The following is an 11381-nucleotide window of genomic DNA, read 5'->3' as shown; positions in this document are numbered from 1 at the left end:
CTGCTCAAGGGCTACCTTCAATTAAGTACAAATAGAAACTTCTCAGCTACCGTTTCCTCTCTGAAAATGTAAGCATAATTTACTCTTCCCTATCATAGCATCTGTATTTAATTTTCCTTATTGTACCGCAAAAACGTGTAATTTTTCAAGTGATTTAGTCATCTTTTAATAAGAGTAAAGTAAATAGAAAAGGAAGTGAATTTTCAAATGCGTCGACGCAAGTATAACCCCTGGCTTTTACCACCTTGGATAAGGCAAGTTCGTTTTTACTGTAGAACGATTATCGTGCCGATTTGTTGTTTTCAGTTTATTCGTGTCATTATTGTTCCAACATCCGGTGATTTAATTTTCTTATTACTCTTGCTACTTCTCAGCTATTTACTTTTGAAAGACATCATTTGATACACGAACTTTAAGCGGTGTATATTCTTCTGTTAGATCCCAAATCATAGAAGGCACTTCATGCCAAGAGCTGGACTCACGTACAACAATATGACTTGAGGATTCTCTCAAAATTGTTTTTTGATCAACTGTTGTAGTCTTCTCTTGGTGTGAAGCCGCTACTACTGCGGTAGTTTGTTTTTTCACTTGCGTGCTTTCTTCCAGCACAGCAAGTGTCTCTTCATGTTCAAAGGCACTGGCAGTAAAGGGCTGATTTTCGATCACATGGTCATTTTCAACAACTGGCTCATATTCGTTAAAAACGCTTGTGACTGTCCACTCGAGCTGACATTTCTGATTCGTCAAGCTCGGTCGAATATCTTTGACCATTATATCCTTCAGGTCTGATTCTTTTGGTAAATCGACATGTAATGGCACGGCATACTCAAAATAACCTGTATCTCCTTGGACATCTAGGGCATCAATTGAAATTAAATCCTCATCGCCTGTAAAAGCTTGCATATTTTGAAAATCGAAGCGTACATGTGCGGTGATATGATATATGCCTATTAGTCGAAGTGAATCCTCTAACTGCATTGCTTGCCACTGTGGCTTAATTTGCACTGCCGCTATTTCTGTTGGGCAACCGTACCCAGGAAAACAAAATGTTTCGCTCATGTTCCATGTTTTGTGTTCGATAATAATCCCTCCCTTTGCATCATATGTCTTATAAGGGGATAGTATGCTAGAAAGCTTCCTATTGAACAGTATAAAAAAGAGGCAATTAGTATAAAAATGGCATGCTAGAACATTACTTCTAGCATGCCATTTTTATGAATGTACTAACATCCGTTAAACATGTACTAATTTAATTTTATTCGCTACACGATCTGTTAATATTTGTGTTGCCTTTGGTACAATCGGCTTGAAAATCGGGTTTAAAACAGGGCCAGCTAACCCACCAGCAATCACTTCTAAGAAGCCTGTCATTTTTGTATTTTCAGCATCGATGCTTTCTGCAAGGAAATAGCCATTTCCTGTAAAATTATCAGAAAGACCTTTTAGTTCAAATGTTACTTTAGATGGGGCTACCCACTCCAAAATAATAATTTCTACTTCTACTGTTTTTTTCAGAACTCCAACATTTCCTTTAAAAGTCCATGTTGAATGTTTGTCATCAATCATTTCATGTGCGTTATAACCTGGGACAAGCTTTGCCCATTTCTCCATATCACTGACGAAATCCCATACATGTTCAATTCCTACGGGTACTTCGACTGTATGTGTGCCTGTTGCCATATTAATTCACTACTTTCTTTTATGAATAGCTATATTATAAACGATATCGTCCACATTTTGGCTATGCTGAAAGATATAATTTTGACAAAAGCAGGTCCTTCATCCAGTATAGATGATTGTCCCTGGTAGTTAATATATGCTATATTTTCTCTTTTGTTCTTTTATTGCTCAAGTACTACAATGACTTCTAACTTATATAAAAAGGGCATGCTAGATTTTTTCTAGCATGCCCTATAAAACTTTACTTAGCCAATTGAGCAAACACTTTATGGAATGCAGCTACTGTTTTAGCAATATGTTCTTCCGTATGAGCTGTCGAAATAAATAACCCTTCAAACTGAGATGGTGGTAGGAAAATTCCTTCCTCAGCCATCAATCGGAAGTATTCAGCAAATAAAGCTAAATCCGATGATTTTGCAGTTGCAAAATCAATTACCTCTTCATTCGTAAAGAAGAAGCCAATCATTGAACCCGCACGATTAACAGTGTGAGGAATATTGTATTTCGTCGCCGCTTCGCGGAAACCAGCCTCTAACTGATCGCCTAGTTGTTTAAAGTGTTCATAAGTACTGCGATCTAAACGTGATAACGTTTCATAGCCTGCTGTCATAGCTAATGGATTTCCTGAAAGTGTACCTGCTTGATAAATTGGACCAGCTGGTGCTACTTGCTCCATAATTTTTTTTGTACCGGCAAAGGCTCCTACAGGAAGGCCGCCGCCAATTACTTTCCCTAACGTCGTTATATCAGGTGTAACTCCAAAATAACCTTGTGCACAACCATAATCGACACGGAAGCCCGTCATAACCTCATCAAAGATTAATAACGAACCATGTGTAGATGTTAATTCGCGTAAACCTTCTAAGAAACCTGATTGTGGTGGTACAACACCCATATTCCCTGCAACTGGCTCTACAATAACTGCTGCTAACTCGGCACCAAATTTTTCAAAAACAGCTTTAGCGCCTTCTAAATCATTATAGGCTACCGTTAACGTATTACGAGCAACATCTGCTGGTACTCCAGGGCTATCAGGAAGACCTAATGTGGCAACTCCAGATCCTGCTTTAATTAATAATGAGTCACCATGACCATGATACGATCCTTCAAATTTTAAAATCTTATCACGACCTGTAACACCACGTGCTACACGTAATGCAGACATCGTAGCTTCTGTCCCTGAAGAAACAAAGCGAATCATTTCCATGCCTGGTAATCGATCTAATACTAATTGAGCTAATCGATTTTCTGTATAGGTTGGTGCACCAAAGGAAGAGCCTTTTGCCGCAGTTTCAGCAATTGCTTTGACAACCTCTGGATGAGTGTGTCCTAAAATGAGTGGTCCCCAAGATAATACATAATCGATATATTCATTACCATCAATATCTTTAATAATAGCCCCATGGCCAGATTCCATAAAAATAGGGTCCATATTTACTGATTTGAATGCACGTACAGGGCTGTTAACACCTCCTGGCATTAACTGAACAGCTTCAGCATAGGCTTGTTTTGATTTTTCGTAAGAGCGTGTCATTTATTTCTCCTCCAACCAACGTGCAACATCTTTTGCATGATACGTAATAATTAAATCAGAGCCTGCACGTTTCATACCTAATAATGTTTCAAGCACAACTTTTTTCTCTTCAATCCAACCATTAATAGCAGCTGCTTTAATCATCGCATACTCACCTGAAACATTATACGCTACTAGTGGTAATGGATAATTATTTTTCATATCTCGGATAATATCTAAATAACTTAGGGCAGGCTTAACAATTAAGAAATCCGCCCCCTCTTCAATATCAGATTCTGCCTCACGGAATGCCTCTAATCGATTTGATGGGTCCATTTGATATGATTTACGATCACCAAATTGTGGTGCACCATCCGCCGCGTCACGGAATGGGCCATAGTAACTTGACGCATATTTCACCGCGTATGACATGATTGGAATATGTTCAAAGCCGGCTTCATCAAGCCCAGCACGAATCGCCGCAACAAAACCATCCATCATATTAGACGGAGCAATTATATCTGCGCCTGCCTTTACTTGTGATACTGCAGTGCGAGCTAAAACATCTAATGAAGGGTCATTTAAAATTTGATCGCCTTCAATTAGGCCGCAATGACCGTGATCCGTAAACTCACATAAGCATGTATCCGCAATGACCAAAAGCTCAGGGTGACGCGTTTTAATTAAGCGAGTCGCTTCTTGGACAATACCATGATCATGGAATGCACCAGTTCCAACAGCATCTTTTTCAGCTGGTAAACCAAATAAAATGACAGCTGGGATTCCTAATGCAACAACCTCATCAATTTCTGCTTCTAGTTTATCTAATGAAAATTGAAAAACACCAGGCATAGACTGTACTTCATTTTTAATATTTTCGCCCTCTATTACAAAAATAGGATAAATCAGGTCCTCTTTATGTAAGTATGTTTCTTTTACCATTGATCGCATCGTTGCATTGGCACGCAAACGACGATGTCTTTGAAATTGTAGTTTTGTCATGATTTGTCCCCTACTTTCATTAATTCTTCGATGACTGCTTGCATTGTATATACACTCGGCATAATATCCACAGTTGCACCGTATTGTTCAAGAGCTGCTTCCGTAATATGACCGATGGCTGCAACCCTTGTAGCCTGCCATCCAACATGTACCGCTACACTTTTTGCATATACATCTACAGCTGAAGGACTAGCAAAAATCACTGTGACGTCCTCATTGTGCTGAATGCAATTAATAATAGCTAACGTTTGATCTTGTCGTTCTATCGTTTCATAAACTGTCCATTCTTTTAAATTAAAGGGCAGTCCATCCTTCAACGTACTTTTCGCCTTTTCTCCACGAATAAACAGACAACTTGGATGGTCACCAGCTATATTTGGAAATTCCTTGACGAAAATATCAGCACTAAATACGGAAGGCATAAAGCTCACTTGAAATCCTAGATTTTCTAACGCTGTAGTTGTTTTAGTGCCAATGGAAGCAATTTTTGCGCGAAAATTTTTGGCACTTATTTGATGCCGTCCCATTTTATTAGCAAAGGCATCAACAGCATTTTGACTCGTAAAGATAACCCAGTCAAATTGAAGCGCACTATTCATTAGTTTTGCATCATTGTTGTCCATACGTTCGCATGTTTCAATTAATGGGGCAATAACTGCATGGCCACCTAAAGCTGCAATATCATCTACAATAGCTGTTGTTTTAGATGTACCTGTTAAAAGTACCGTTTTACCTCTTAAAGGTAAATCATTTTGCATCTTGCTCTGCCTTCACACGTTGAATTAAATCGAAGGCTCCTTGCTTCGTTAAAATAGTAGCCAGCTCTTCCCCTATTTTTTGTGCGTCCGAACCAACTACTGTTTCTTTATATACAACTGATGCATCAGGTGCAGCAACAAGGCCTGTTAAAGTAATTTCTTCCCCATTTGATGTGGCATAGCCAGCGATTGGTACTTGGCACCCGCCATCCATAGCCGCCAAGAATGCTCGTTCTGCATGTGCCTCTTGCCATGTTAATTGGTCTGTTAATTTAGCTAACTCGTCTAGTAGCTCGGTATCATCTTCACGGCATTCAATACCAAGAGAACCTTGTGCTACGGCTGGCAGGCAATCCTCCACTGATAAAAATTCAGTGACAACATCTTCACTCCAACCAAGTCGTTTTAAACCGGCTGCTGCTAAAATAATCGCGTCATATTCTTCGGTCTCAAGCTTAGCTAAACGTGTATCAACGTTCCCTCTAATCCATTTAATTTCAAGGTCAGGACGTACTGTTAGTAGCTGCGCACTACGACGTAAAGAACTTGTCCCGACTACAGCTCCTGCAGGTAGTTCAGAAAATTTAACATGTCCCTTCGAAATAAATGCGTCACGTGCATCTTCACGTGGAGGAATACAGCCAATTACTAAACCTTCCGGCAATACAGAAGGCATATCTTTCATAGAATGGACAGCAAAATCAATCTCTTTTTCGTAAAGGGCTTGTTCAATTTCTTTAACGAACAATCCTTTTCCGCCTACCTTTGAAAGCTGTACATCTAAAATCTGATCACCTTTTGTCACAATTTCTTTTACTTCAAATTCAAATGGAGCACCAGCAGCCTTTAATTCATTAATGAACCAATTTGTTTGCGTTAGTGCTAGCTTACTTCTCCTAGAACCTACAATAATTTTTCTCAACAGTCTCCAACCTTTCCTCTAATACCATAAATGGAATCGCGATAAACTACTTCCTAAGAAGAAATTCACAACAACTAATAGATAGGCATAAATATGTACCCATGCATAAGTTGTACCTGTCAGCTTGCTTTTGCGATTCACATATAAGATAAAGCAATACAAAATTAAAATAATGAAGGACCCTATGATTTTTGCATCGAAAATCGAAAGACTTTCTAATGTTAATAATGCCCATTCAAACCCTAATATTAAACTTATAAATAGCATTGGGATCCCAATAAAGAATGATACATTCATCCAGTTGCTCGTTTGCTGTAAAGATGGCAGTCTTGTCCATAGATGCGACCACTTTTTCTTCTTCAATAAACGATATAAAACTAGATATAATATGGCAAACACAAATGTTAAAGTGAATGCTGCATATGACAAAATTGCAAATGATATATGAATAAAAAGCATTTCCGAAATTAAAGTATCTCCGACAGTCCCAGTAGGACGTTTAGGCATAAACGTAAATATACTAGCGAACAAAAATCCTAATATATTTATAATAAATACCGGCAAGTCTACTCTTGCAATACAGTGCAGGATAATGGATAACGTCACAAGTAACCAGGAATAAAAGAGGATCCCCTCAGACAAAGATAAGATCGGAAAGCGTTTTGTTTCCACAAACGTTAAAATAATAATGGCACCTTGAATCATCCATACAAATGAAACAAGCCAGAAAGCAATGCGCCTTGCTCGTACTTGCTTATAAAAATAATCAGTAAAGTAAAAAACTAGACTGATTGCATACAAGACGATCATCACCTCATAAAGCCTTGTCATGGTCAAATCCGCCAATAGACATCCCTTCTTTGTAGTGAAATTGTAATGCTGAAATAAGAAAACAAAAAACGTTTTCGTATCCTAAGTTTACCATACAGATACGAAAACGCCTCATGTAATATCAGTAGAGAATCCAATTGCATAAAACCACTTCGTACAGCTTCAGTGTACAAAACGCAATAGATAATTTAGAAAGAATACTTTGGTTCAGCAGAAGTTTGAGTTGCCTGTGCGCGTTCTTTACGCTCAAGCTCTTGCTTCGTCATCTCTTGAACTTCAGCTTCCACAGCTTCTTCTATACCAAAAATTTGTTGGAATAAACGTAACTGTTCATTTGCTTTTGGAGAATTGGCCATTTCTTTAGCCTGTAAGATTGGCTCTTTTAATAATTGATTAATAATTGATTTTGTATGTTTACTTAAAATTTTACGTTCACGTTCCGTTAAATCTGGCATTTTGTTCTCGATACTAGTCATCGTCTCTTCTTGAATACGATTTGCTTTTTTACGTAATGCAGAAATCACAGGTACGACACCAAGTGTTGACACCCAGTCTTTAAATTGAATCACTTCATGCCCAATCATATCCGTAATATCAGCAGCAGCACGTTCGCGCTCAGCTAAATTGGCTTCGACAATTCCTTGTAAATCATCAATATCATACAAGAACACATTTGGTAAATCGCCAACACGTGGATCGATATCACGAGGAACAGCTATATCTACCATAAATAACGGTTTTCCTTTACGCAAACGTTCGACAAATTGCATGAGCTCATAATCAATGACATAATCTGTTGCACCAGTCGATGTAATTAAAATATCTGCTTCTAATAAGGAACATTGTAATTCCTTCATAGATTTAGCTTGACCATGGAATTTTGCGGCTAAGCTTTCCGCTTTTTCAAACGTACGATTAATCACGGTTACTTTTCCTACTCCACTGCCGTAGAGATTTTCAATCGCAAGCTCCCCCATTTTCCCTGCGCCTAGAATAGCTACATGCTTACGTTGTAAAGAGCCAAAAATTTTCTTTGCTAATTCTACTGCTGCATAAGAAACGGATACCGCATTCTCGCCGATAGCTGTCTCATTATGTGCTCGCTTTGCAAATGTTACCGCTTGTTTAAATAGTTGATTGTAAACCGTTCCTGTCGTGCCAATCTCTTGTCCACTTAAAAAGCTTTTTTTTACTTGCCCTAAAATTTGTGTTTCACCTAGAACCATTGAATCGATCCCAGCTGTCACTTTAAATAAATGTTCGACTGCCTCATCCTCTTCACGAATTGTTAAATACGAAGAAAATGTCTCCACAGGCAAGTCAAACCAATCTGCTAAAAATTGTTTCACAAAATGACGTCCAGTATGCAATTGATCCACAACAGCATAAATTTCTGTACGATTACATGTCGAAACAATAACGTTTTCTAATATACTTTTCTGCTTTTGCAGCGCTTCCATTGCCTGAGGTAGTTCACTCTCAATGAATGATAACTTCTCTCTTATTTCAACAGGCGCTGTTTTATAATTCAAGCCTACTACGATGGTATGCATGAATAACACCTCACACGTTCTAATTCACAAATCTCATTATAGCACAGTTCGACAATAGTTCATCTATAATTTGTGAACATGTCATGAAGAACCGCATTCCGTTACCTACATTAGAATTATTATAAACTAAGTGTAACAAATTATACGTTTTGTTTCAAATTAAAAAACTGCCCCTAGATGGCGGCAGTTTTTTCCATTAATTTGTAATGGAAACAGTTTTCATTGAAATAATATTTCCATCTTTATCGTATGCGATTAAGTCAATCTCATTGCTAACTTTAAAGTCCTGCATAGTTTGTACTGTTTTCGTTAACATAAACACATGATCACTACGTTTTAGCAACTCGAATTGTACATCTCCACTAATTGATTTGTAACGTACATTAATCTTCGCAACGTTTGGACAATTACCATCAATACGAGCGCTCATTGTGAGATAGCCTTTTCGTAATGACACATTGGCTTCTTCAAATAAATCATCAGGATTGATACAGCTTGATGCTGGAGTTTTACATAAAATAGCATCAATCAACTTTTGGAACACCTGATGCAATTGTAAATTATCAAGCGCATGATAATAAGCTCCGCCTGTTTCTGTAGACAGTTGCATTAACGTAGCATCATTTATTTGTGATTTCTTGCCCATACTCACGGTATATATTTTTACACCTTGCTTTTTCGCATCATTAATAGCTTTTATCATTTTTGATTTGCTTGTTTTTCCATCAGATACAACCACAATAGCCTTAGCTGTTTTTGTATCGTTTGAGAATTTCGTTAATGCAATATCAATACCTGCAAAAATATCTGTAGCACCTTTATCTTTAGATGCTTTATAGAGGTCCTTCTTCAATACCGCATCTGTTGTACCCTCACCAAGAATTGTTGCCTTTGTGTTGGTTTCGATAACAATGTTATTTTTCGCCTTCAATTGATTGATGAATTCAATCATTTTCTTACCACGATAATTCGTTGGATCAACAGCCTTCATAGAAGAAGAATAATCCACTACATAAGCCATTTCTGTTGCTAATGAGCATGAATTTTTACTGAAGTTCGGATTAGTGAAAATATCTTTGGTCACTGTTTTATCTTTTAAACCCTTCAAAATCGTTGCATAGCGAGGGTCTATTGGATTGACAAGGGTTGCTTCTACTTTGGATTTCCCATAAATAATGGAATCAAAGTATGCAACAGCCGTACCTGGACTACCTGTATTGTTTAATGGATCTGAAGTATTCGTAATAAATGAAGCTGTTTTTTCTACTCCATCAAACTTAATTTTCACTGTTCCTTGATAATCCGTAACAGGTTCTCCACCAGGACGAACTAAAGTCACCATGACTTTTGTATATCGATCCTTGCCAGATGGTCTAGAAGCAGCATCTGCACTTTCTTTCAATGCCTCTACTCGTTTTTTATAGGCCTCTACTTGTCCTAGTAGCTTCCCGCCTTGATATTTTAATAGTACCGTACGATCATAGTTACTTAAGTTTGTAAAGATAGAATAAATTTTCATGACACTATCATAATGTTCTAGTGTCAATTTTTTTTCTTCTGGCATATGGTTCATAAGCTGGATGATGGCTCCAACTGGGTTAATGTTCTCTACCTGAGAGGCGATAGCATCATCAATACCTTGAACACGATAAATCGGACGACCATCTTCAGAAATCATATACATAATTTCTGTTTTAGCTGGGGATGTTACAGAGTTATCCAAACGACGATTTAAAAGTTCCTCAAATAGATAAACAGAAATATTGTAGTTTTCAAATTGTAAAATAGCATTTTCATAGCCTAGGGCTGGATATCTAGAATCTGAGCCTCCGTAACGTAAATAGACATTTTGTACATTACCTAAAGCGTCTGTTACATTAGTTTGCTGCCCAATACTAAATAGCTTTTTATCCCCATCATACTTCAATGGAACTGGTGCGTACACATCAATTAAGTTTTGTGTGAAGAACTCTGGCAATTTCTCATATGGGACATATGGTGGTGTCACATTGCCATTATCATCATCTGTATTTGTAGGATCATATACTTGGTAATCAATACGCAATTCTGGTTGTGGTGAATAACGCACCTCTGCTTTTAATTTTTGCCCAACAAGACACTTCATTGCTGGATCAGTGTTATTAACTAATTCAAAGGAAATAATGTCACGAGCAGATTTCATTAATTTTGGTGCTACAACAATAGCTGACACAGTTGAACCATCAGATTGGACAGTTCTAACTGCTTCACCGGAAGTATCGATAATCGTACCGTAATTTGAAGTCACACGGAATGTATAGGATTTATCATCCGCAATAGGATCACCATTACAAGCCTTTAACGATACCGTCACAAGTGTTGAATCCACTTCATTCGCAATTAAATCAGGTTTTTCCACCACAATACTTTGCAATGCATTATTTACATACTCGGGTCCAGTAAAATCATTGGAATTATCCTTTGGTTCTTCAAAATCAGCACTATTGGAGCCCATAAACCCTGGTGGTAACGTAATGCTATCATTATCACGGCCAGCCGCACTACGTGTTAATCCTTGTACTGCAAAGTTACCATTTTGAACTGCTCTGTATAAGAATGTTGCGACATCACCACGCGTTAATTTTGTTGATGGATTAAAGCTTGCAAATGTCTTTTTGCCTGAACTACTTGTAGATAAATTATTTGAATATAAATATTGAACTGCCTGTGGTTCATCTAAATCCACACCTTTAAAAGCAGCATATATTCGTGCAAATTGACCCCGAGTAATCGCTTTTGATCGATTAGCATTTACGTGCGTTCCATTAAACGGTAAATAAAAGTCACTATAAAAGTTATAAGCCACACTATCGATATAAGATAATGCGTAGTTGCGGTCTAGCTTAGCAAACATAAGGACAAGCTCTCGATCTGTCACTTGCTCATTTGGTAAAAAGTTATTGGCATTGTTCAAAGACATCAATTCATTGTCAACAGCCCAAGAAATGGCTTTATAGTTGCTACTATTTGTCGGAACATCTCTAATTGTTGTTGCTGCTTGTGTAACAACAGGTGTTGCTGTCATCAAGAGAAGCATGAAGCACAGCATAGTAAGCCATGCTTTTTTTATATATGTCATGGTA

9 protein-coding genes and 1 other annotated feature (1 of these 10 running past the window's edge) are annotated in these 11381 nt (G+C 37.7%); all 9 genes read right to left on the bottom strand.

Annotation, left to right across the window (positions count from 1 at the left end; translation table 11 throughout):
• Positions 1-105, bottom strand: a binding site (T-box leader); it reaches 153 nt to the left of the window's first position.
• Between the two features lie 273 nt (positions 106-378).
• Positions 379-1059 (bottom strand): hypothetical protein, encoded by a 681-nt coding sequence (locus tag ACP3VS_RS04835; protein WP_012295477.1) that lies wholly within the window; start codon positions 1057-1059, stop codon positions 379-381.
• Between the two features lie 174 nt (positions 1060-1233).
• On the bottom strand, positions 1234-1680 hold the full coding sequence (locus ACP3VS_RS04830; RefSeq protein ID WP_012295478.1) for a CoxG family protein: 447 nt from the start codon (positions 1678-1680) through the stop codon (positions 1234-1236).
• Between the two features lie 241 nt (positions 1681-1921).
• Positions 1922-3214 carry a glutamate-1-semialdehyde 2,1-aminomutase gene (gene hemL, locus ACP3VS_RS04825; RefSeq protein WP_012295479.1) on the bottom strand — a complete coding sequence of 431 codons (1293 nt, stop codon included), beginning with the start codon at positions 3212-3214 and terminating at the stop codon, positions 1922-1924.
• Positions 3215-4195: a porphobilinogen synthase gene (gene hemB, locus ACP3VS_RS04820; protein WP_012295480.1), complete on the bottom strand. Its 981-nt coding sequence runs from the start codon at positions 4193-4195 to the stop codon at positions 3215-3217.
• Positions 4192-4953, bottom strand: coding sequence for a uroporphyrinogen-III synthase (locus ACP3VS_RS04815; RefSeq protein WP_012295481.1), 762 nt, complete (start codon positions 4951-4953; stop codon positions 4192-4194). The genes hemB and ACP3VS_RS04815 overlap by 4 nt, the downstream gene beginning before the upstream one ends.
• On the bottom strand, positions 4943-5875 hold the full coding sequence (gene hemC / locus ACP3VS_RS04810; RefSeq protein WP_426388424.1) for a hydroxymethylbilane synthase: 933 nt from the start codon (positions 5873-5875) through the stop codon (positions 4943-4945). The genes ACP3VS_RS04815 and hemC overlap by 11 nt, the downstream gene beginning before the upstream one ends.
• 18 nt (positions 5876-5893) lie before the next feature.
• A complete protein-coding gene (locus ACP3VS_RS04805; RefSeq protein ID WP_031419310.1) occupies positions 5894-6721 on the bottom strand; it encodes a cytochrome C assembly family protein in 828 nt (275 codons plus the stop codon).
• Positions 6722-6894: 173 nt separating this feature from the next.
• Positions 6895-8259, bottom strand: coding sequence for a glutamyl-tRNA reductase (gene hemA / locus ACP3VS_RS04800; RefSeq protein WP_012295484.1), 1365 nt, complete (start codon positions 8257-8259; stop codon positions 6895-6897).
• A 196-nt stretch (positions 8260-8455) separates the two neighbouring features.
• The gene (locus ACP3VS_RS04795; protein WP_012295485.1) at positions 8456-11377 is read right to left on the bottom strand and encodes an S-layer homology domain-containing protein; all 2922 of its coding nucleotides are present in this window, start codon (positions 11375-11377) and stop codon (positions 8456-8458) included.
• Positions 11378-11381 lie beyond the last annotated feature (4 nt).

It is taken from the genome of Lysinibacillus sp. VIII_CA, assembly GCF_049943995.1.
In the GTDB taxonomy this organism is placed as follows: Bacteria; Bacillota; Bacilli; order Bacillales_A; family Planococcaceae; genus Lysinibacillus; species Lysinibacillus pinottii.
This window is presented reverse-complemented; position numbering and strand designations above follow the sequence as displayed.

Bases quoted from the DNA above. Each gene is read 5' to 3' on its own strand.
- ACP3VS_RS04835 (WP_012295477.1), bottom strand. From the start codon at position 1,059: ATGAGCGAAACATTTTGTTTTCCTGGGTACGGTTGCCCAACAGAAATA.
- ACP3VS_RS04830 (WP_012295478.1), bottom strand. From the start codon at position 1,680: ATGGCAACAGGCACACATACAGTCGAAGTACCCGTAGGAATTGAACAT.
- hemL (WP_012295479.1), bottom strand. From the start codon at position 3,214: ATGACACGCTCTTACGAAAAATCAAAACAAGCCTATGCTGAAGCTGTT.
- hemB (WP_012295480.1), bottom strand. From the start codon at position 4,195: ATGACAAAACTACAATTTCAAAGACATCGTCGTTTGCGTGCCAATGCA.
- ACP3VS_RS04815 (WP_012295481.1), bottom strand. From the start codon at position 4,953: ATGCAAAATGATTTACCTTTAAGAGGTAAAACGGTACTTTTAACAGGT.
- hemA (WP_012295484.1), bottom strand. From the start codon at position 8,259: ATGCATACCATCGTAGTAGGCTTGAATTATAAAACAGCGCCTGTTGAA.
- ACP3VS_RS04795 (WP_012295485.1), bottom strand. From the start codon at position 11,377: ATGACATATATAAAAAAAGCATGGCTTACTATGCTGTGCTTCATGCTT.